We start from the raw sequence: 23457 nt of genomic DNA on the forward strand, positions 1-23457 counted from the left end.
AGACTATTGTAGAAATTGTTCGATTTGATTTTTCAACTGAGCACAATCATCGATCAATGGGGAATGACCACAGTTTTTCAAGATCACTAAACGGGCTTGTTCCTTTAAATCTTCCATGATTTCGTTGGTCATGGTTTCTGTAACCACAAGATCATTTTCTCCCCACAAAACAAGGGTGGACACTTGGATCTTCTCAACATCCTCGGTTCCTTGACTTAAACCGTTATGATGTGAACTGATATTAAATACATTTAAGGCATGATAAACATCTACTAGATTTCGTTGGGTTAACATATCTTCGAGATATTCATCATAATGCTCTACTGAAGGTTGCTGTTGGGTGTAGATCAAGCTATTCCACATCCATTGTAGAAACTCTTTATTTTTTGATTCAATCGCTTGAAGTACAGGCATTGTTTTGAGTCGATCATTGGCAATATCATCACGGGTGGTCAGTCTTTGGAGTGATTGTCCCGTCACTGGATCTAACTCAACAAAAGGGTAACCTCTTGTTGAAGCAGAAGCTAGCAAAACTAATTTTTGTACATATTCGGGATGATCAGCAGTAAATTGCATCGCAACTCCTCCACCAGTGGACCATCCCATGAGTGAGAAAGATTTTAACGATAAAGCATCGACAAACTGCTTGATATCTTCGGAAAAATCCTTGAGTGAATCAATTCTTTGATGATAGCTAGACATACCAAATCCACGTAAATCAACGGCAATTAAATGATATTTGGGGTCTAATTTTTCCATCAATACATCCCAGTGTTTAGAAGAAGTCATATTTCCATGAATCAAAAGTAATAGATCTTCTCCACCAGAACGTTCACGATAGCCTAACATTTCTCCATTAGATAATAATACTTGTTTGCATTGAATCATCGTCATTGAGCTTCTCTCCCCCAACGAATAGTGGTTGCTCCCCAAGCATAACCGATTCCAGCACTGACAAGTACTACCGTATCTCCAGATTTGATTTTTCCTTGCTGTAAACCCAACTCTAGAGACAAAATTTGATCAAACTGACCAATGTGTCCGTACTCTTCTAGATATACAGACTGCTCTTCAGCCAATCCTAGCTCATTTAAAACATATCGATGAGCAGAGTGTTTCATATGCAAGATCGCTAAATAGTCCAGATCTTTCTCCGTTAAACCGGATTTTTCTAATGATTGGCGAATCACAGAGGTAAAATGATTCATTGATTTCTGATCTAGTCTCTCTTTCATTCCTTGAGGATCTGGAACATCCAAGTAAAATAAATCTTGGGATAATAAATCAGGCGATAGAGGTTGTTTGGTTCCGCCCACAGGTACAATGACATCTTCGGAAAAAGAGCCATCTGTAATCATACTTGTTGATAAAACCTCATTTTCTTGCCAGCCCTTTCGTAGAAGAATCGCTCCTCCACCAGCCGCCAAATTGTATAAGAATCTCGTTTTGGGATTTTGATAATTGACTAAATCTACATTCCGATACCCACCCGCTAATAGAACCGTTTGAATCGATTCATCTGAAAGCATCAGATCTTTGGCTAACTTTAAGCCGAGAATGGTGGTGCCGCATCGAAGAGCACAATCGAACGCCCAAGCGTTGATCGCTCCCACCTCTTGTTGCAATTTAATTGCGGCGGTCCATACTGGATATTCTTTATGCTCCTCACCGATATAGATCACTAAGTCAATCTCTTTCGCATCAATACCTGCCCTCTCAATCGCCTGCTTAGCTGCAAGTACCCCCATCTGACAGGGGTGATCCTCAGGACCAGGGATTGCTTTTTCTTTGATCCCCATTTTCTGCTCCACAACTTCTACAGGGAGGCCAGATCGTTGAGCAATTTCATGCCCGCTCATTCTATGTGGGGGGATATATAAACCAGTACTCATGATGCCAATCGGGTTATGTGAAGGATTCAACGTTTAACCCTCCTTTGATTTATCAGCCATTCGTTTTCAGGTTCGTTTCCTGCTTATTTTCACTTTTCCGAGCAAAGATTGACCACTTTCTTAGTGTTCCAACAAGTCCTTTGGGGAAGAACATGACCACTAAAATATAGATGAGACCAAAAATAATGATCCAGCGCTCAAAAATCCAGTGTAGACTTGCAAGTTCTGATAGCCAATCATGTGTAAATTCGATCATCACTGCTCCAAGAATAGGACCAATTAACGTTCCGGCTCCACCAATAATAGTCATTAATAAAACATCCAAGGTCATATCCACACCAAAAACAGCCGTATTGACAAATCGTAAACTAAGACCATACATCACACCTGCAAGTCCGGCCAAAATTCCGGAGACTACGCTAGCCGCTACTTTATAATGATAGACTTCATATCCAATCGACTCAGCTCTACGCTCATTTTCACGCACCGCTTGCAAAACAGTACCTAATGGTGACTTGGTAAAACGCCGTAAAAAAAAGAAGGAAAGAATCATAAAAGCAAGTGCAATAAAATAAAACACTTCTCGATCCATCAACTCTTGAGGAATTCGGAAAGTAAATCCATCATTCCCTTTTGTCAAACTCCTCCATTTTTCGGCTCCTACTTGAAACAATCCAGCTAACGCCAAGGTTAACATGGCATAATAATGGCTTTTGAGTCGAAGTGATAGCATCCCAACAATCCAACTCAAAATACCACATAAAACAATGGTCACAATGAGAGCGGATCCGACAGTAAGTAATGAAATATCTCCTTGACTGAGCAATATACCAACCGAATAAGCTCCTAGGCCAAAAAACATGGCATGACCAAATGAAATGATTCCTGTGTATCCTAATAACAAATCATAACTCATCGCAAAAACAGCAAAGATAAATATCTGTGTCATTAAAATGAGTGTACTACGGGAGTCATTCACGAAGGGAAACAAAAGGAGAAATAATCCTACAAGAAAGAACAACACATGCTTCATAGAAAATCGCGAAATTAAACCCATCATCCTTTCACCCCTTTTGCTCCAAACAATCCTTCTGGTTTAAATAAAAGAACAATTAACATGATTAACATATTTACAGCAAGAGATAATTCGGGCACATAATAACCCATAATTCCACTTGCCAAACCGACGATCATGGCAGCAACCATCGAACCCGTAATACTACCCATCCCTCCGATAATGACAACAATGAAGGCGAAGATTGCATATTCCATTCCCATCTCTGCATAGATCACACCTGAATAGGGGCCCATCAATACTCCGCCAAGAGCAGCTAAGCCCGCTCCTACCATAAATACCCACATGAATATCTTTTTAATATTAATACCTAGTGCTTGAATCATTTCGCGATCCATCACTCCAGCACGCACAATGAGACCGATTTTAGTCTTCTTCAAAATGAGTGAAGAAACGATAAATACCAGTAAACCAATTAAAATAATAAATAGTCGATACTTAATGAGGACAATATCACCAAAAATCCAACTTCCCGCCAACCAAAATGGGGGTTGAGCGGCTAATTGGTTAGGCCCCCACACAACTTTGATTAGCTCGCCCAGTACCAACATAGCTCCTAAAGTAATTAAAATTTGCTGCATATGATTCCCATAGACGGGACGAATAATGAAACGTTCCAGAAGCCAACCCAATAAGAATCCTGCAACAATGGCACCTGTGATCCCCACTAAGAAACTACCTGTTTGGGTATAAACCCAAATGCCCGAAAAGGCACCCCAAGCAAAAATGCCACCATGTGAAAAATTGAGTACATCCATCAATCCAAAAATTAAAGTAAGTCCAATGGCGATCAAAAAGATCAACATGCCTGTCGCTAAACCGTTCATAATAAGATTAATCCAGATATCCACCTAGCTCTTAGCCCCCTTTCTCCCTGATTATGCAATCCCTAAATATTTTTTCTTCAGTTGCTCATCATTTTTTAGTTCTTCCATCTGTCCCTTTGCCACAATTTGACCATCATCCACTAAGTAATAACGATCACCCAGTTGGCTAGCCATATGAAAATTTTGTTCCACTAAGACTACAGTGGTACGATGTTTAATCTCAGCTAATGAAGTAGCCACTTTCTCGACAACGATCGGAGCTAATCCTTTACTCGGCTCATCAATTAACAACAAAGTACAATCTTGAACTAAAGCTCGGGCAATAGAAAGCATTTGCTTCTGTCCACCACTTAACCATCCACTCTTGCTTTTCCAAAACTGCTCTAAATCAGGGAAAAGATTAAGTGTCCACTCCAGCTTTTCTTTCGTTGAAGCATTTTCAGAAATCATGGCAACTTTAAGGTTCTCTTCCACAGTTAATTCACCAAAAATCCCTTGATCTTCGGGAACAAAGCTAATACCTAGTCGAGCAATAGCATAAGGAGGTAAACCACTGATCTTTTTTCCCTGAAAACGGATCTCTCCCTGGGTAGGTGGATTGAGCCCCATGATGGAACGTAAGGTAGTCGTTTTTCCCGCTCCATTACGTCCGAGTAAAACCGTTACCTCTTTTTCAGGAACTTCTAGAGAAATTCCATGTAAAATGTGATGTTCTCCAATAAATGTTTGAATGTGATCCAACTCAAGAAGCATTGGGTGTCCCTCCTATATATGCAGATTGGACAAGCTCATTTTGCAAAATCTGCTCTGGAGTTCCTTCTGCCAATAGCTCTCCATGAAATAGCACCATGAGATGGTCTGATAAATCTAAAATCAGATCGATTTTATGTTCAATCAACAATATGGTTCTTTTTTCTTCCTTCAAATTTCGTACAAGATCTATAATGATCGGAACTTCTTCCAATGACATCCCAGCAGTTGGCTCATCTAGCAACAATATTTCAGTTTCCAAAGCTAATAGCATGGCAATTTCTAATTTTCGTTTTTCTCCGTGTGTCAATTGGATCGCTAACCAATCTTGTTTGCTTTCCAATCCAACCTTTTCAATCCAGTACATCGTCTTCTCTGTTACTTTTTTATAATGGAGATGAGAAAAGAACATTTGAAAGCGAATTTGCTGTTGCGATTGCACCGCTAGGCGAACATTTTCAAAAACCGTTAAGTGTGGAAATACATCTGTAATCTGAAAAGAACGGCCAATTCCTTTACGAGTTCGCTGATATGAGGGCAGACGAGTAATGTCCGCCCCGTGATAAAAGATTTGCCCTTCCGTGGGCTTTAACTGACCACTCAACAGATTAAAAAAAGTTGTTTTCCCAGCACCATTAGGTCCGATAATCGATGTAAACCGTTGCGGATAGAAGGAAACATTCACTTTATTTACAGCAACATGTCCTCCAAAGGCAATCGTCAAATCTTTGGTTGAAAGAATAGGTTCCATACGATCACCTCTACCTACTTTTTATTAATAATTGGAGGAGCCGTTTCCTCTGGGGTTAATTCACGAATTAAGACTGGTTTTGGCATATCTGTTCCCTGTTCTAACTTCACTGCATACATCGTTTGAAGCGCTTGATGATCCTCTTTACGGAAAGTCATCTTTCCTTTTGGGGTTTCAAAAGACATTCCTTCCATAACAGGAATGAGTTTGTCTGCATTGGAGTCACCGTTTGTTTTCTTCAATGCTTCGACAGCTGCGATCGCTGCACTCATTCCGCCTGGCGTGAATAGATCTGGTGGTTCATTAAATCGTTTTTGATGTTGTTCCACTAACCACTTATTTACTTCAGTTTGTGGCAATGAATGATGATAAACACTAAAGCCTTCCATGCCCACAAGTACATTCATCGTTTTTAAAGCATGAATGTCAGGAACACCAGTAGAGATCTTGATCCCACGATCTTTCAGTTTCATATCGCCAATTTGATTCCAAGGAGTGTTGGCTCCAGACCAGACCACAAAGAGGTACTCGGGTTTTGCGTTGATAATCTTCTGTAAGTTTGAAGTGAAGTCAGTTGCTTTGGGGTCAGCATATTCTTCATGAACAATCTTTGCACCCAGCTTTTCAGCAGCTTGTTTGAATGCTGTAACCCCATCTCTTCCGAACGCATAGTCAGGAGCGAGAGTGGCAATCTTTACACCTGGCTTTGCAATCGCGGCTGCTCCTGCGACAGCATCTTGGGAAGAGTTACGGGCAGTACGGAAAATATATTGATTCCAATCACTGCCTGTAATACTATCCGCAACTGCTGGTTCTACAATCATCACTTTTTTATAATCTTCAGCTAGTGGTAGAACAGCTAATGTATCCGCAGAACTACTAGCACCTACTAAAAGATCAACCTCATACTCTTCAATCAATTTGGTCGCTTTTTGGACCGCAACTTCAGGTCTTGTCTCTGTATCCTCAACAATCACTTCGATTTTGCGTCCATTAATTTCTTTTTTTCCACCCGTTGCATAATCGATTCCAAGTTCAAAACCATTTACGGTTTGCTTTCCATATGTTTCAAGAGCTCCTGTTGTAGAAGCGAGTAGCCCGATTTTAATCGGTTTGTTAGGATCAGCAGCACCATCTGTGCCCGTAGAACAAGCAGCAGTTGATAAAAAGAAAACGCTTGCAAGAATAGATAAACCAGTGCGAGACCAACGTTTCATAAAGACTCCCCTTTCGATGATACTTTCAAGAACAATATAAAAGGGGGCGGTTACAGATGAGTTACATTGAACATTCCTTGAACAATTTGTTTATAGATTTGTTCTGTTTTAGGCATGGGTGGAACGCCTAATTCCCGCTCTAAAATATCTATACATTTTTTATACTGACGAATAGCTTGTGGGCGATTATCTTTCAAATAATAACAAACCATCAATAACCGATAAGCTTCCTCCCAACAAGCATCTTCCTGAATCATGCGTTCACACCAATAAATTGCATCATCATACTTCGCTTCACGGACATATAATTGAGCGAGTCGTTCAGCGCCACGAATAAATAGCGATTGATACCGCTCACGCTCAGTAAAGCACCAATCTTCATATCGCCTCTCTGGTAAATATGTGCCTCCATATAACTCTAAACCGGATTGTAATTGAATCGGATTATCTTCTTTAAGTCCGATTTGGATCAATCGTTCAAACTCATCAGCGTCCAGTTCGTAGCCTGAAGACAGATTAAATCCATATAATGAACCTTGACGTTGGATATAAAAAGAATTTGAACGAGCCGGACGTTTGGGCTCTAATGCATTATTAAGTGCATTTAACGCAACTTTAAAATCTCGAGTAGCCGCTTTGTCGTCCGCTTCGGGCCATAGAAGTGAACAAATCTCTTCTTTCATTAATAACATTCGACGTTTGGTAAGAAGTAGCTGAAATAATTCCTTCGCTTTACCCCTCTGCCAATCCTTGGAACTCACTTCTTCTTCCCCCAACCAAACTCGAAAATCACCCAATGTTTGAATGCGTAAGGTATAACCAGGATGAGAAGACACATTTTGAAAGCCCATTCCATGGATTAAAAAAGAACTATATGCTTCCTCAATCCCTCTCGATTGTGCCATTAATAAAAGTTGTGCCCACTTTTGGATATCACGAGGACCAAACATGGTTCTTTTTTGCAACAAATATTCGTAGCCTTCTGTTTGCATTAACTTTAGCACCTGCTCCATACTTGAAGAAAACGCAAGCTCATCTTCAAGCTCATAGGCTGTTAAAGCTTGCCATAACATAGAAACCGTAAAAAAGTAACTATCTCCACATTGAACAAATCGTTGGCTACACTCGCCAAATAGATGTGTAGCTTCTTCTAAACGGTCTCCATAAAAAGAAGCAATAGCCATTCCAAGTCGGGTGAGATTAGATAACCATTGATCCTGGACTTTTTCAGTCTCTGCAATCGCCTGTTGTCCATAATAATTGGCTAGATCTGTCGCCCCTTCTCGACCGTACAAAAGGGATAGCCCCATCAAAGGTTCTGCTTTCCCCCGCGACATCCGTAAATTTTCCATCATTTCTAAAGCGGTTTGATAACATTCTGCTGCCAATCTGCGCTCGTATTTAGGAATTAACTGTACAGCATGACCCAATCGGATCCAACCACAAGCTTCAACAAAGGGCGATCGTCTGATAACCCCCTGCATCATCCCTTCTTCAGCCAATTTTTTAGCCTCTTCAGGCGCACCCATAAAACAATCAATCAAAGATAATAACAATTCAACTTCTCGATGAGAGCGAGGCAATAATATATTTTTTTCTAAAAGCTCCCATTCATATTTTCTTTCTAACATCTGCTTCGCACGGCGTAATCGGCCTGTTCGAAGGAAAAGTCTCGCTTCTAATTCATCATCAACAAACTTGGAATTAACCTCTCGATGTCTTTCGAGCCATTGATCTGCATCTGACACTTTTCCCATATTGACAAGGTTTTCAGCATATAAACGATGAAATTTTTCTAAATGCTCCTCATTGCTCTTCGTTTCTTGCAATAGATCAATCGCCTTGTTCAACAAATATTCAGCACGACCTGGCTGAATCGTATCTAAATAGATCTTAGCCTGTCCTTCTAAGCCTAAGCTCTGATAGAGAAAGTCCCCTTTTTCTTTCGCTATCTTCTCTGCATTTACATAACACTCCATCGCCTGTTGATACTGGGAATGATAACGATTGAGATCTCCTTCATAAATCCATAGGCATTCAAACTGATTTTTAACATCCTTGGAGATTCGCTTAAGAGCTTGCTCTAATTTCTCCAGTTCGCCCTTTTCGATCCAATCACGCCCACATACCTGAATCATTTGAGCCAATTCCTCTTCGTTTCGACTACCTTCCAAGTATTGATAAGCCTCTTCATAGCGTTGATGCTTTAATAAATATTGAAACCAACGATGTTGACATTGTTGATAATCTTCTCTTTTTTTGCGAAAAATCCATTGTATAAAGTGTTGATAAATCGGATGAAACCGAATGATCTGATAGTCATCAATGTGTACAAAAGGCTTCAAAGACTCTAGCTGCTTCAATAAAACCTCGTCCACCTGAACTCCGAATAATTCCGAAAAACAATCGAGAGACCATTCTCTTTGAAAACTCATTTTTTCTTGTATGTCTTGAATGCTTACAGATTGCTGTTGCCAAACTTCCTCTTCTAAATATTGGTATAGATCTCTATAATAAGCTGAATGGGGTTGGACAATTTCTTCTATCCCTTTCCCTTGTAGTAGATAAGTAGTAGCAAGACGAACAGCAATTCCCCAACCTTGAGTCACATCCATCATTTCCTGAAGTTGTTCTTCAACTAGAAGGGGACCCCCGATCATTGTGACCCACTGTGCAATCTCTTGTTTACTCCAAGCTAAATCAGCTGCTTCGAGCAATAATAACTCCCCTTTTAGCTTCATCATGGTGAGTCCTGACCACTTAGGATCATGCCGAGTAGCTATAACCAACCGAATGTGTGGCGGCAACAAAGAGATGAACAATGGAATCTGCTGTCTAAAATAATTATGGTCTCCGATATGATGAAAATCATCGATCAAAATCGTTAATGGATCAGACACACAGTAAATTTGATTGATCAACATTTGTAAAAACTGTTCTTGATCCGAAAAATGTTCTTCCAAACCTTCGCCAAACTGTGGAACTTGTTGACGAATTGCATAGATTAAATGCAACCAATAGCTTTTCTCATCCTGATCCAATTCAGTGACTCGATACCAACAAATAGCTTGCTTCTTTTTTTGGATATAGGATGCAAGAAGTGTTGTCTTTCCATATCCCGTTGCAGCTTGAAGGATCACCACTTTCGCTGAAATCTTATCAAGACGGCTCAATAGATGAGGTCGTTCCACCAGGTTCATGTCTAGCATCGGTGGAGTTAATTTGGTCAATAAAACACCCGTTTCATTGGCCATACATTCTCACGATTCCTTTCTTATCGATTTTGCCTACCATCGTCTTAGGTAATTCATCTAGAAAAATAAACTTTTTCGGCACTTTATATCTACCTAACTTTTTCGAACAAAAACCATCTAAATCTTCAATCTCTATCTTTTTTCCTCGAACTGGAACGATGGCTGCTGCTACAATTTCACCCCAATGGGCATCAGGAATTCCTACCACACTTATCTCTTCAACCTCTGGATGTTCAGATAAAACTAACTCTACTTCTAAGGGATATACATTTTCTCCCCCTGTCACAATCATATCTTTTTCTCTTCCGACTATATAGTAGTAGCCATCTGCATCTCGTTTTCCTAGATCACCCGTCCGAAACCACTGATCATGCCACACTTCATCAGTCGCTTGAGGATTCTTCCAATATTCAGTGAACAGGTGTCCGCCCTTTAGCCACAGTTCTCCTACTTGATTTGAGCCCTCAATCACCTTTCCATTTGAAACTAATTGGATTTCATTAAAAAACATCGGCAATCCCACTGACCCTTTTTTCTGAGACGCGATTTCAGGCTCGATTTGAAAATTATTTGGTCCTGCCTCAGTTAATCCATACCCTTCTTTAAAGGCGATTCCTTTTGCTTGAAAAGCATCATAAATCACATGTGGACAAGGTGCACCTCCAGAAAGAAAAACCCGCATCGTAGGAAATGATGTAGCAGCAAAACGAGACGATTGAATAAATAAATGATACATCGTTGGAACCATTAAGATAATTGTACACTGTTCCCGTTGAATGACATCATAAACATCATCAACCAAAAATCTCCTTGCAATGACAACGGTTCCACCCGCATAAAGAATGGGAATAGAGAGTGCATTTAACGCTCCAGTATGAAACATCGGCATATATACAGGAGTTACATCAACCGATGATAAATCCCAGGTAAGTACTGTATTGATTGCATTCCAATAGACGGATTCATGTGTCAACACTGCCCCTTTGGGTTTACCTGTCGTCCCTCCTGTATACAGAATCATCCAAGGATCAGTTGGTAAGATATCAAATTGAATGGGTAAGGAAATCGTTTCTTCCAAATATGTATGATGTAATTGTTCAAGAGACCATTTTGTTTCGATGGGTAGTTGTATAGCCAAACTTTCATATTGGCGATGATAGATTAGAAGTTTTGGTGCACAGTCTTCCACAATCCCTATCAATTCTCGAACAGACAAACGCCAATTAAAAGGGACAAAAATAGCCCCAATTTTAGCACATGCAAATAAAACATCAAAATAGCTAACATCGTTAGGCGAAAAAAGAGCGATACGATCTCCTTTTCCAATCCCTTGTTGCCTGAAAAAAGCGGCGAGCGACTTCGCTCTTTGATTCATCTCTTGATAAGTCCATCTTTGACCATTCTCTGCGTCTACTACTGCCACTTGGGTAGGAGTTAATCGGTCTCTACTCGAGATCCAATCGACTGTAATACTCATTCCATAATTCCTCCTTGAGCTGTTCTTTCTCCATCCAACCCTAAATAAAAAAAGTTACATTGGAGTTACAGCTAGGAGATAGCAACACCAAAGATTCACTGGCGAATAAAACGTAGTTATCGAAGATGATCGCCGACTAGATAGATTTTTATATTTTTTATCCTTTTTTTTGAATAAAAATCAAAATTGACCTATCAAGGGAACAAACTCTATTTTTTATCACCCTACTTTTGGTGCTATTAATTTTTATGTATTTTATAATTTCTATTAAAATATAACAAACGCAAATATAGAGAACAAATATTCTCCTGTAGATAAAATCATGAAAAATATCTACGCTTTCTTTTCGAATAGAGCTTCGATAAGAAAGCCCATGCCTAATCCTATTAGAACTCCTGCGGCCTCTTGGCTGTAAAGCATACCGATTCCTAATCCGATCAATGCACCTGCGGGAATAAATAATCTATTTTTCATAAGATCACCTCTAGTTGTTTTATCTTGATTATATTATAAAAAAGATAAAAATTCTATTTTAAAATCAATTAATTTTTTGTTTTTTTATTTTTGGTTATGATCTGTGTCTTTTCAATTTAAAGCTAATTTTATCCAAGTATAGACAAACGACTTCAAATTCATGTAAAATAATATACTTGAACTAAGGTCTATAGATTTGCTATATGATCAATCAAAAACCATCTAAACAAAACCAAATCCTACCCTCCGCATTTTTGCTATAAATGATAAATTTGCAGAACTAGGGCAGTAGGTTGAAATGATATAATAAGCTCTATCTAGGTTTTAGAACGATTTTTAGAGAAAGTGGGTTGAGTTGCAATGAGTATCGCAGAGACAGAAATAAAAGAAGAGTACAGGGTATTACTCTATTACAAATATGTATCTATTGAAGATCCAGTCGCGTTTTCTGACCAACATCGCGCTTTTTGTAATGAATTAGGAGTTAAAGGTCGTATTTTAGTTTCTCACGAAGGGATTAACGGGACTCTTTCAGGAACCATAACCCAAACACAAACATATATGGATTATATGCATGCCCATCCTCTCTTTGAAGACTTATTCTTTAAAGTTGATCCACATGAAGGGCATGCTTTCAAAAAAATGTTTGTTCGCCCACGTAAAGAAATTGTTACTTGGCGGCTGGGCAAAGATATTAATCCAGCTGAAAAGACTGGGAAACGCTTATCTCCTAAGGAGTTTTATGAACACCTTCAACGAGATGATGTTATTGTAATCGATGGTCGTAATGACTACGAATATGATATCGGGCATTTCCGGGGAGCGATTCGCCCTGATGTTAGAACCACCCGTGAATTTCCCGAGTGGATTCGTAATAACCTTAGTGAATTTAAAGATAAAAAAATCATCTCCTATTGTACAGGTGGAATTCGTTGTGAAATGTTGACAGCGTTTATGATTGAAGAAGGATTTAAAGATGTAGCTCAACTAAACGGTGGCATTGTCACTTATGGTAAAGATCCTGAGGTGAAAGGTCAGTTATTTGATGGAAAGTGTTATGTGTTTGACGAACGAATCTCAGTGCCCATCAATCAAGTGGAGGATGTCGTTGTAGGGAAATGTTATCATTGTGGGACACAAGAAGATCATTATATTAACTGTAAATATGACTTTTGTCACAGACAACATGTGGTATGCCCAGAATGCGCAAAAAAATATAATCACTATTGCTCTAGTGAATGTGAAGAAAAAGATTTGGAGCTACAAAATAAGAAGTAAAAACAAAAAGCACAAAAAGTCGATCTCTGACAACAATCAGAGATCGACTTTTTGTTTTATCGAGATATTTTTTGGATACCCTAAATCTAAGAAACAGTATTCAATTAACCTTCACAATCACCGGATACCCCCCCTTGTATAAATACAGCACAGGGTATAAAATGATAATTGTTATTAGATAATAATTATTTTAAGGAGAGATACTTATGACTATTGAACATGATGCACAAGCAGCGTCCATAGTATTACGAATCGGCGACCCAGCACCTGACTTTGAAGCAGAAACGACGAAAGGACCTTTGAAATTATCCGATTTCAAAGGAAGTTGGGTTGTCCTTTTTTCTCACCCTTCTGATTTCACTCCAGTTTGTACAACTGAATTTGTAGCATTTGCCGAAAAAAATGAAGAATTCGAGAAACGTAATGTTAAGTTACTGGGTCTTAGTATAGATTCTCTTTTCTCACACTTGGCATGGGTGAAAAACATCGAAGAACATACCGGGATTCAAATTCCCTTCCCTGTCATCGCAGACTTAAACATGAAAGTAGCTCACAAATATAATATGATCCATCCAGGAGAGTCCGATACCGCAACAGTTCGAACCGTATTTTTGATCGATGATCGCGGAATCCTACGTGCCATGCTTTACTATCCAATGAGTAATGGCCGTAATATGGATGAGATTATCCGACTGATTGATGCTATGCAAATATCTGATCGTGAACAAGTAGCTACTCCTGCCAACTGGCGTCCAGGAAGTGCTGTTATTATTCCTCCTCCAAAAAACTATGATGATATGAAAAAACGAATGGAAAATAAAGAGGGTTATGACTATACTGATTGGTACTTGGTAAAAAAGAATATCTGAACTTTGTAAAGTCGTGTTTGGAGCACAAATTAGAGTATGTTATTATAACCATACTACTGATAAAAAGTTTTCTAGGGTTCCGCAGTTATTGACTGGACAGGTCCAAGAGAAAACACACAGTTCTACTGTGTACACGGAGGGATAAAAGCCCGGGAGGATATCTTTGATGATATCTTTCCGGGCTTTTTGTTCAGCTTCATGTTTCAAGGGAGGAACGATCAATGAATAGACATTGGGCAAAAGTATTTATAGCTGCTTTTTTTGAGGTTTTATGGGTAATGGGTCTTAAACACGCTTACAACAGCATGACTTGGCTAGGGACTACAGTTGCTATTTTTATAAGCTTTTATTTAATGATTACAGCCGGAAAGAAATTACCTGTTGGCACTGTATACGCTGTTTTCGTTGGTTTAGGAACAGCGGGGACTGTTTTAGCTGAAATCATCTTTTTTGATGAGCCTTTTCATCTTATAAAAGTACTTCTCATCTTTTTATTGTTAATTGGAGTCATCGGATTGAAATTAGTAACTAAGGAGAAATCTTCGGAAGGAGTTGAAAAATGATGGCATGGATTTACTTAATTTTGGCGGGTGTTTTTGAAATGATTGGTGTCACTATGATTAATTATTATCACAAAAATAAAAACTGGAAATCGCTTACATGTTTACTTCTAGGATTCGGATTAAGTTTTATTTTCCTTGCCATCGCTATGAAGAACTTACCCATGGGAACGGCTTATGCTGTCTGGACTGGGATCGGCGCATCAGGTGGTGCAATTTTAGGCATGTTATGGTTTGGAGAATCCAAAGGTCTATCTCGGATTTTTTTCATTGCTCTGATTCTAGCTTCTACCATCGGCCTAAAACTGATCTCATGAATACTACTTGTTGACTTGATAGCTAATCCAAAGTTAATTCATACGTCTAATGAGACTGATCCATGATACAATAATAGTGACTACTACTTTTCTCGCCGATCCAAGGCGAGTTTTTTTACTTCATAAGTCTAGAAGATCCAAACACGATCCATATGGATTCAATATGATGGCTCGTAAACAACTCTCCTTTTAAAAACAAGATGGAGGAGTAATTATGTCTGGAACTATCGTCTCTCGTAGATTATCTGAAAATATTAATCGGATTGTCGCTCAGTTTCCTGAAGATGTGCAGGAATTTTTCCTTGAAATGATCAGCGCTGATCGTTCTCCGCAAACGATTGCTAATTACGCTTATGACTTTTCATTGTTTTTCGAGTTTCTGGAAAGTAAAAACAAAACTCTTGAGCAAGTCAACCCATTAATCCTCAAGCGTTTTTTTCGACACATTGAAAACGGATATGAACGAACAGTTCATGTAAAAGTGAAACAAGTAAATCCGACCACAGGTGACACGACTGAAAAATGGATCAAACGAACACACTTTAGAGAGAACTCACGAAGTGGGAAGCAACGGAAACGTGCTTCGCTACGATCTCTCTTTCGTTTTCTAGTAAAAAACCATGTGTTGGATCGGGACCCCATGGAAGAATACGATGATGCCTCTTTAAAGAGTCGATCACGGCAAAAAGTACCCGTATTTTTGACGAACGATGAAGCTTTACGCTTAATTCAAGCTGTGGAAACCTTTCATGCTAAAGTAACTCGGACAAAAAGTAGCTGGATTCCCCTTCGCGACTTGGCCATTTTGCTTCTCTTTTTGAATACAGGGATGCGTGTATCTGAGTTGATTAACTTAAACACCAATAGCATTCAGTCTGACGGGAACCTTTATCGTGTCATTATCATTGGTAAAGGCGGTAAAGAACGAATGCTAAAATTAAATAAAAAATCCACAGAAGCTTTGGTTGGTTATATACAAGCCCGCCCCAAAGTGAGAGTCAAAAAAGAACATCAAGACGCTTTATTTCTTAATAAAAACTATAGTCGTATCAGTCGAAAAGCAATTGCAGAACTTCTTAAAAAATATGTGCATGAAGCTCAACTGCCACCCAAATCATCTACGATCTCTCCACATAAGTTACGTCATACATTAGCCACTTTACTATTATCAAATGGAGAAAACTTACGGGTGGTGCAAGAAATCTTAGGACACTCTAGTATTCAAACTACACAGATTTATACTCATGTAATTAATACAGAAAAAGATGAAGCATTAGATCGTCTCGATCAAATGTTTTGATACTTCTATAATTTAAAAAGGGAAGCGCTCATTTGATATGAGCGCTTCCCTTTTTCGAGCACAAAAGAATTGACCTAGCAAAAAAACATTGTAATATAATGCAAATTATGTCACTTAAAACAGGAGGTACAAAAATGAATGATTCGTGGGAAAAAGAAAGGGAATATCTAGAGAAAGTAGTATCATATATTGAACATCGAAGCCGTGAACTAGCAGAAATCCCACGATACTATGGAAAAGATATCGTAGAACAAATTCTTGATGATCAACGTCAAGAGCGATTGGCTAGATTACGACTCTCTTCACCAGAGCCCTATTTTGGAAGACTAGATTTCCAAGAAGAATCAGCGGAGTCTAGCGTCCCTCTTTATATCGGAAAAGTGGGAATCCAAGATGAAGATGCAGATCAACTAATTGTTGTAGACTGGCGTGCGCCTGTAGCTAGTATGTTTTATTCTTTCTCTGGACATGGTGACTTCGCTTCATATGAATCACCAGACGGTGAAATATCCGGAACCGTTTATTTGAAACGAAACATAGCCATTCGAAATCAGCAGATTCAACGGATTGTTAACAGTTTTGTACGTGGAACTGATCACTTAGGCGTGACGGATGAGTTCCTACTTTATCGCTTGGGTGAAAACAAAGACAATCGTTTGCGCGACATTGTTTCCACGATTCAGCATGAACAAGATCGAATTATTCGTGCTCATAAAGATCAAGCACTCCTCATCCAAGGGGTTCCTGGAAGTGGAAAAACAACAGTAGCTCTTCATCGCTTGGCCTATCTACTCTATCAATATCAAGATAAATTAAAAGCAGAAAAAATCGTTATCTTTGCTCCCAATCAAATGTTTTTAGATTATATTTCCGATGTATTACCTGAGTTAGGAGTAGGTGGTGTACAGCAGACTACATTTGCTAGTTGGGCTCTTGATCTTTTACAAGAGAAAGTTCAGATTCAAGATTCTAATCAAAGGCAAGTGACTTGGTTTGAAAGAGATCAGCAGACTCCCCAAGAAGATATCTCTATCTCAAAAATGAAAGGTTCCCTCTCCTTTTTGGTCTTTTTACAACAGGCCTTTGATCAATATGAGAAAAACTTTATACCCAAAAAAGATTTTGTGCCATGGGACGGAATCGTATTAACAGCAAAAGAAATCCGATATTGGTTTGAAGTAGAATACAAGCATGATCCCTTTCTCAAAAGAGTTGAACGGATCACAGCCCGAATCAAACGATGGATTGAGATTGAGCATTCGTCCTACCGACAGATGGACCCAAAAGGGACATGGAAAAAGAAAGCGAACCAACGTTTACGAGCTTATATGAAAACATGGCCACTCTTCACCACACATCAACTATATATCCATCTGTGTTCAACTTCTCCCCAGAGTTCACTTGATCAGCCCTTATATTCAATGATTCAACAATCAATGAAACAGAAGCAGCTTCATTACGAAGACATAGCTCCTCTTCTCTATCTACATCTACGATTACATGGAGTGAAAAATAGTGAGCGTTTTGATCATGTAGTGATCGATGAAGCACAGGATGTATCACCTTTTCAAATCGCTATATTAAAAGAATATTGTCCTAGCCAATCATTTACTATTCTTGGGGACTTAATGCAGAATATCTTCTCCTATCAAGGGATCGAACATTGGAACGATTTCTCGATCATTTTTGATCAAGACCAATGGGACTATATCCAGCTACACCAAAGCTACCGTTCAACCATGGAAATTATCAACTTTTCCAATGAAATCATCAAATCCTATCTAGGAGAACTCACTCCCGCACAGCCTGTTTTCCGAAGTGGAGAACTGATTCGATTGATTCAACAAGAAAACTCTTTAGATCAAACCCTACTCTCCTCTATTCAATATGTTCAACAACAAGGTTCACATACTATTGCCATTATTACTAGAACTGAACAGAAGGCTACTGAAATACACCGATCACTTCAAGCTTTAGGTCTTTCCATTCACTTGATTACACCTGAACAAAAAGAATATCGTGGTGGGATTTCCGTTATCCCGATCTATCTAACCAAAGGAATGGAATTTGATGCCGTTTTACTCATCGATATAGATGAAACAAATTATCCTGAACAACCACTTTTAGCCAAACTATTATATGTAGGTTGTACTCGAGCCCTTCATCAACTGTTTATTTTTTATAAAGGAAAACTTTCTCCACTCCTTAGTAAAATTCCTAAATCATTATATGTTACGACTTTGCCATAACTTAGAATTTATGGTAGGAGGCGATCCATGTATGAGTGCATATGTGCTTCGGTTTCAGGAGATCGATAAAACTCAATTCATGTCAGTAGGAGGTAAAGGAGCAAACTTAGCTGAACTGTCAAAGATTGATGGTTTACAAGTGCCAGAAGGCTTTTGTGTTACTACTGAGGCTTATAAAAAAATAATTGGGGAAGACAGCGAGTTTAACCATCTATTGAATCAACTATCACTACTAAGAGTGGATGACAGAGAAAAGATTAGTGAAATGTGCCAAAAGATTCGTAGGGTGATCGAAAAAGCGGAGATCACGCTTGATATCGAAGAAAATGTCAATCAATATCTCCTACAACATGGAGAAAGCCATGCCTATGCTGTACGATCTAGTGCTACTGCCGAGGATTTGCCTCTTGCTTCCTTTGCTGGTCAGCAGGATACGTTTTTGAACATTATCGGAAAAGAGTCAATTCTACAGCATATTAAGAAGTGTTGGGCTTCACTATTTAACGATCGGGCAGTGATCTACCGCATACAAAATGGATTTGACCATCGCAAGGTTTACCTCTCAGTTGTAATCCAGCGCATGATCTTTCCACAGGCTTCAGGTGTTTTATTTACTGCTGATCCTGTTACTTCTAATCGAAAAGTACTGTCGATTGATGCTAGCTTTGGACTGGGGGAAGCACTCGTCTCTGGTTTGGTAAATCCAGACAACTATAAAGTCCGAGAGGGAAACATTCTTGAGAAGACGATTTCCACTAAAAAATTAGCCATCTATGCCTTAAAAGAAGGCGGCACAAAAAAACAGGAAATTAACCCTACTCACCAAAATCAACAGACACTGACCGATGAACAAATTTTGCAACTTGAATACATGGGTAGACAAATCGAGTCCTATTTTAACTACCCACAAGATATTGAATGGTGCCTTTTCGAAAACACCTTCTATATCATTCAAAGTCGCCCCATCACCACCCTATATCCGATTCCAGATACGAATGATAGACAAAACCGAGTCTATTTGTCGTTAGGTCATTCACAAATGATGACTGATTCCATCAAACCATTGGGAATGTCTTTTTTTCAATTTTTATCTGATGAATTTACAATGGGTAAAGCTGGTGGAAGGTTGTTTGTAGATCTAACACACGATTTAGCCTCACCCCTAGGTCGAAAATTTCTTCTTAGTTCATTGGGTAAGAATGACCCTCAGATTCATCATAGGATCTCAAGTTTAATCAAGCGAAAGCAGTTTATAAAATCACTACCACGTGGTAAGAGAATCTATACTTTAGGTGGAAGCGGTTTATCATGGAGGCTTTTTGTTCAAGCGATTCAAATATACAGAAAAAATGACAGAACCATTATTCCGCAACTGATAGCACACAACCAAGTATCCATCGAAAATCTGCAACAAAGTATTGCAAACGTGTCTGGAGACGATCTTTTTACATTCATTTTAGAAGACTACAAACAACTAAGAGAAAACTTGCGTAATCCACAGAGTATAGGTGCTATTATGGTTGCTGTATTTGCAGCCAATTGGATTAATAAAAAAATGGAAAAGTGGCTAGGAGAAAAGAATGCAGCAGATACACTTTCGCAATCAGTATCTAACAATGTTACATCTGAAATGGGCCTAGCCCTTTTAGATGTCGCAGATGTCGTTCGGCAATATCCAGCAGTGATAGATTATTTTCCACATGCTAAGGATCATTCTTTTTTTGAAGACTTGTCCAAACTAGAGGGTGGCGATGCTGTATGTGCTTCTCTTCAAGCATATCTTGAAAAATACGGTATGCGTTGTCCTGGAGAGATCGATATTACTAGAACCCGTTGGAACGAACAACCAACCGCACTCCTCCCGATCATCCTCAGTAACATTAAAAATTTCGAACCAAATGCAAGCAGGATCAAATTTGAGCAAGGGAAACTAGAAGCAGAGCAAAAAGAGCGTGATCTTTTAAATCGCTTAAAGCAATTACCTAATGGTAGTCGTAAAGCGAAAAAGACAAAGAAGATGATCAGTCTTTTACGTAATTTTATCGGCTATCGGGAATATCCGAAGTATGCCTTCATTCATCGATTCTTCATTTATAAACAGGCCATTATGAAAGAGGCAGCTATACTTGTAGAAAAGGGAGTGATCCAACATAAAGAGGATATCTTTTATCTAACTTTTGAGGAACTACAGGAAGTTGTTCGTACAAACCAGTTAGATTTCAAGCTCATCATCCAGAGAAAAGAAGACTACAAGCTCTATGAAAAGTTGACACCACCTCAAGTCATGACCTCTGAAGGCGAGGTTATATTTAACGAATACAATACGGACAATATTCCTCAGGGGGCTCTGGTAGGTGTACCTGTTTCATCTGGAATCATCGAGGGTCGAGCACGAGTCGTTTTAAGAATGGAAAATGCTAACATAGAGGATGGAGATATTCTAGTAACTACATTCACTGATCCTAGCTGGACGCCACTGTTTGTATCGATCAAAGGTTTGGTGACGGAAGTAGGTGGACCGATGACTCACGGTTCTGTTATTGCACGTGAATACGGTCTTCCAGCGGTTGTAGGTGTAGAAAATGCCACGAAGCAGATTAAAGACGGCCAGCAAATTCGAGTAAACGGAATAGAAGGCTATATAGAAATACTGTGACTTTTGTAATCTTGTCATGTGAGACTACATTCTTGACTGAGATCGTTGTTAAATAACTTTATATTAAAAAAGGTATCTGTCTTCATCAAAGACAGATACCTTTTTTAATTAATTGAACCTATCTTTTATTGAAACATATGCTTAAACCAAGAATGATCAATCTTAATCGGACCATTTTAGGCGTAATTTTCTATTTTAACAGTATCCTTACATTCGTCTACACATATACAGACTTTTACCATCCCGCTTGTGTTGTCTTATATGGAATTATAAAAATCTGGTCAGACTTTTTTAATGAGAAATCATAGAAAATTCTTTATTTATAACATTTAATATCACAAAACTATATGAATATAAAATTAAGTATATATAATATATAGATAATGTTATCTATATACAGCAAAACGAAATCAGGGGGGAATCCTATGAAGTATAAAACAGGAGAAGACACTAAAGAAAAAATTATCAATGTTGCTTTTTTTATGATTGCTAAACATGGATATGAAGCTACTAGTATTAATCGAATCATGAATGAAATTGGAAGAACCAAAGGGACTTTTTATGCGCATTTTAAAAGTAAAGAGGAACTTTTTTTCGAGATTATGAATCGTAGAATGGCGTTTCACCTGAAAGAAGCAAAACAAAAATTAGAAGATCAAGTGAGTAACAAAACTTTTCATATCCGTACATTTATTCAGGATCTGATTCGATTAGCTCTCGATGAGCCTAAAAATCGTAAAGAATGGCAAGCGATTTACTTAGAACTACTCACCTATGTTCATCGAAATGAACGAATCAAATGGCAGATCCAAAGCTCCTTTGAGAAGTGGAGAAAGCTATTAATTTTAGCGATTGATCAAGCCAAAGAACTAGGACAAATCAAACCTGAGGTAGATTCAAATATTTTTGCCACCTCTATATTGGCCTTGTTTGATGGATATGGGAATCAACAACATGTGAATCCGACTATGAATACTTATGAACAAATCAAGATATTCGACTGGTTTTTAACATAAAAAGAAAATAATAAGAACTCATGTTTGTGCTTTTACTGACAATCCTGTATACTGAAAATATACATACCTCGGAGTAGATATCTATATAGGGGGATGAGAGATTTGAGTAAATTATCACCTCGTCAACAGTCTATTTTAGAATACATACAAAAAGAAGTGAAAGAAAAAGGTTATCCTCCTTCCGTTCGTGAAATTGGTGAAGCTGTCGGATTAGCTTCAAGCTCTACTGTGCATGGGCACTTAGCTCGCTTGGAGAAAAAGGGATATCTTCGCCGAAATCCAACGAAACCACGAGCCATTGAGCTGTTAAAGCGTGACGAATTGCCTACTAAGCAGAGTGAGGAGACCCTTTTGGTTCCTCTTGTAGGAAAAGTAACTGCTGGAGAACCTATTACAGCGATTGAAAACATCGAAGATCATTACCCTTTGCCTCGTCGACTCGTGGGCGATGATCAAACAGTATTTCTCCTTTCTGTCCAAGGGGATAGTATGATTAATGCTGGAATCTTAGACGGAGATTATGTAGTAGTTCGACAACAGCCTTCTGCCGAGAACGGAGATATTGTTGTTGCAATGACCCATGAAGGTGAAGCAACAGTAAAGCGCTTTTTTAAGGAAAGTGATCATATTCGTCTTCAACCTGAGAATGATCGATTAGAGCCGATCTTACTGCCCGATGTTAGAATCCTCGGGAGAGTCGTCAGCTTAATTCGTACAGTTATGTAACAGAGTGTGGACAAATTCCATACTCTCTTTTATTATTAACCCTCAGTTTATAAGGGGAATCTAATCATAATCGTAATGATAAGGAGCTTCCCTCTATGGGCAAAAAGAAAGCACTCGTTATAGGAGCCACTGGATTGGTTGGGAAAGAAGTGGTTCAACTATTGCTTGAACACCCTGATTATGAAACCGTTTGTGTGTTAGCTCGACGATCACTCAACATCAAACATGAGAAATTAGACTTACATCTGATTCAATTTGAGCATCTAAGAGCATATCAGGATCTTTTTCAAGTAGATGAGGTATTTTGCTGCTTAGGAACGACCATCAAGAAAGCAAAAACGAAAGCTGATTTTCGCCGTGTGGACTATTTCTATCCTTTAACTGCAGGGCAATTAGCTAAGGAGCAAGGTGTAAAGAGTTTTTTGATTATTACTGCCATGGGATCAAATCCTCGTTCCCCTTTTTTCTATAATCAAGTAAAGGGAGATGTAGAAGAATCCCTCAAACAACTTCAATTTCCTATCTTACATATCTTACGCCCTTCATTACTACTTGGAAAACGCCCTCATGATTTTCGCTTTAAGGAACAAGTGGCTGCCCTTCTCATCCGAATTACTGGCTTTTTATTTGTAGGTCCTTTACAAAAATTTAAAGCGATCGAAGGAAAAAAAGTTGCCACAGCAATGGTTCAGTTGGCACAATCCCAAAAGTTAGGCGTTTTTATCCATTCTTCTCATGAATTAAGACAAAAAGAACCTCCTGCTTAAAT

Annotated in this window: 20 protein-coding genes and 1 riboswitch; of the genes, 10 read left to right on the forward strand and 10 right to left on the reverse strand. The window is 38.7% G+C overall.

Translation table 11 applies throughout. From position 1 onward, the window contains the following. Positions 1-3: 3 nt before the first annotated feature. From phaZ to EDD58_RS14895, 10 genes are all read right to left on the reverse strand, one after another. Complete coding sequence (gene phaZ / locus EDD58_RS10300) at positions 4-894, reverse strand: intracellular short-chain-length polyhydroxyalkanoate depolymerase (protein WP_131925278.1); 891 nt, start codon at positions 892-894, stop codon at positions 4-6. Then, positions 891-1892, reverse strand: coding sequence for a 3-oxoacyl-ACP synthase (locus EDD58_RS10305; protein WP_131925405.1), 1002 nt, complete (start codon positions 1890-1892; stop codon positions 891-893). The genes phaZ and EDD58_RS10305 overlap by 4 nt, the downstream gene beginning before the upstream one ends. 52 nt (positions 1893-1944) lie before the next feature. Continuing rightward, positions 1945-2949, reverse strand: a complete 1005-nt coding sequence (locus EDD58_RS10310; protein WP_131925280.1) for a branched-chain amino acid ABC transporter permease — start codon at positions 2947-2949, stop codon at positions 1945-1947. Next, entirely contained in the window at positions 2949-3818 is an 870-nt protein-coding gene (locus tag EDD58_RS10315; RefSeq protein WP_131925282.1) for a branched-chain amino acid ABC transporter permease, read from the reverse strand. Before EDD58_RS10315 ends, EDD58_RS10310 begins: the two co-directional genes overlap by 1 nt. A gap of 27 nt (positions 3819-3845) precedes the next feature. Next, positions 3846-4547, reverse strand: coding sequence for an ABC transporter ATP-binding protein (locus tag EDD58_RS10320; protein ID WP_131925284.1), 702 nt, complete (start codon positions 4545-4547; stop codon positions 3846-3848). Beyond that, entirely contained in the window at positions 4537-5295 is a 759-nt protein-coding gene (locus EDD58_RS10325) for an ABC transporter ATP-binding protein (RefSeq protein WP_131925286.1), read from the reverse strand. The genes EDD58_RS10320 and EDD58_RS10325 overlap by 11 nt, the downstream gene beginning before the upstream one ends. A gap of 14 nt (positions 5296-5309) precedes the next feature. Further along, positions 5310-6512 carry a substrate-binding domain-containing protein gene (locus EDD58_RS10330; protein ID WP_131925288.1) on the reverse strand — a complete coding sequence of 401 codons (1203 nt, stop codon included), beginning with the start codon at positions 6510-6512 and terminating at the stop codon, positions 5310-5312. A 50-nt stretch (positions 6513-6562) separates the two neighbouring features. Then, positions 6563-9766, reverse strand: coding sequence for an AfsR/SARP family transcriptional regulator (locus EDD58_RS10335; RefSeq protein WP_131925290.1), 3204 nt, complete (start codon positions 9764-9766; stop codon positions 6563-6565). Beyond that, on the reverse strand, positions 9756-11243 hold the full coding sequence (locus tag EDD58_RS10340) for an acyl-CoA synthetase (RefSeq protein ID WP_131925292.1): 1488 nt from the start codon (positions 11241-11243) through the stop codon (positions 9756-9758). Before EDD58_RS10340 ends, EDD58_RS10335 begins: the two co-directional genes overlap by 11 nt. A 333-nt stretch (positions 11244-11576) precedes the next feature. Then, positions 11577-11717 (reverse strand): hypothetical protein, encoded by a 141-nt coding sequence (locus EDD58_RS14895; RefSeq protein ID WP_165875928.1) that lies wholly within the window; start codon positions 11715-11717, stop codon positions 11577-11579. A gap of 360 nt (positions 11718-12077) precedes the next feature. Between EDD58_RS14895 and trhO the strand changes: the two genes are divergently transcribed. The 10 genes from trhO (at position 12078) to EDD58_RS10390 (ending at position 23455) form a co-directional block, all read left to right on the forward strand. Continuing rightward, entirely contained in the window at positions 12078-12995 is a 918-nt protein-coding gene (gene trhO, locus EDD58_RS10345; RefSeq protein ID WP_131925294.1) for an oxygen-dependent tRNA uridine(34) hydroxylase TrhO, read from the forward strand. A gap of 206 nt (positions 12996-13201) precedes the next feature. Continuing rightward, positions 13202-13864: a peroxiredoxin gene (locus tag EDD58_RS10350; RefSeq protein WP_131925296.1), complete on the forward strand. Its 663-nt coding sequence runs from the start codon at positions 13202-13204 to the stop codon at positions 13862-13864. Positions 13865-13924: 60 nt separating this feature from the next. Next, a riboswitch (guanidine-I (ykkC/yxkD leader) is annotated at positions 13925-14022 on the forward strand. Positions 14023-14085: 63 nt separating this feature from the next. After that, on the forward strand, positions 14086-14427 hold the full coding sequence (locus EDD58_RS10355; protein WP_131925298.1) for a DMT family transporter: 342 nt from the start codon (positions 14086-14088) through the stop codon (positions 14425-14427). After that, positions 14427-14741: a DMT family transporter gene (locus EDD58_RS10360; protein WP_131925300.1), complete on the forward strand. Its 315-nt coding sequence runs from the start codon at positions 14427-14429 to the stop codon at positions 14739-14741. Before EDD58_RS10355 ends, EDD58_RS10360 begins: the two co-directional genes overlap by 1 nt. 214 nt (positions 14742-14955) lie before the next feature. Beyond that, positions 14956-16041 (forward strand): tyrosine-type recombinase/integrase, encoded by a 1086-nt coding sequence (locus tag EDD58_RS10365; protein ID WP_131925302.1) that lies wholly within the window; start codon positions 14956-14958, stop codon positions 16039-16041. 134 nt (positions 16042-16175) lie between these two features. Beyond that, positions 16176-18290 carry a HelD family protein gene (locus tag EDD58_RS10370; protein WP_131925304.1) on the forward strand — a complete coding sequence of 705 codons (2115 nt, stop codon included), beginning with the start codon at positions 16176-16178 and terminating at the stop codon, positions 18288-18290. Positions 18291-18321: 31 nt separating this feature from the next. Continuing rightward, the gene (gene ppsA, locus EDD58_RS10375; protein WP_131925306.1) at positions 18322-20946 is read left to right on the forward strand and encodes a phosphoenolpyruvate synthase; all 2625 of its coding nucleotides are present in this window, start codon (positions 18322-18324) and stop codon (positions 20944-20946) included. Between the two features lie 425 nt (positions 20947-21371). Beyond that, positions 21372-21962 (forward strand): TetR/AcrR family transcriptional regulator, encoded by a 591-nt coding sequence (locus EDD58_RS10380; RefSeq protein ID WP_165875929.1) that lies wholly within the window; start codon positions 21372-21374, stop codon positions 21960-21962. 102 nt (positions 21963-22064) lie between these two features. Then, the gene (lexA, locus tag EDD58_RS10385; protein WP_131925310.1) at positions 22065-22688 is read left to right on the forward strand and encodes a transcriptional repressor LexA; all 624 of its coding nucleotides are present in this window, start codon (positions 22065-22067) and stop codon (positions 22686-22688) included. A 95-nt stretch (positions 22689-22783) separates the two neighbouring features. After that, the gene (locus tag EDD58_RS10390; protein WP_131925312.1) at positions 22784-23455 is read left to right on the forward strand and encodes an NAD-dependent epimerase/dehydratase family protein; all 672 of its coding nucleotides are present in this window, start codon (positions 22784-22786) and stop codon (positions 23453-23455) included. The last annotated feature ends 2 nt before the right edge of the window (positions 23456-23457 follow it).

It is taken from the genome of Hazenella coriacea, assembly GCF_004341825.1.
Lineage (GTDB): Bacteria > Bacillota > Bacilli > Thermoactinomycetales > Thermoactinomycetaceae > Hazenella > Hazenella coriacea.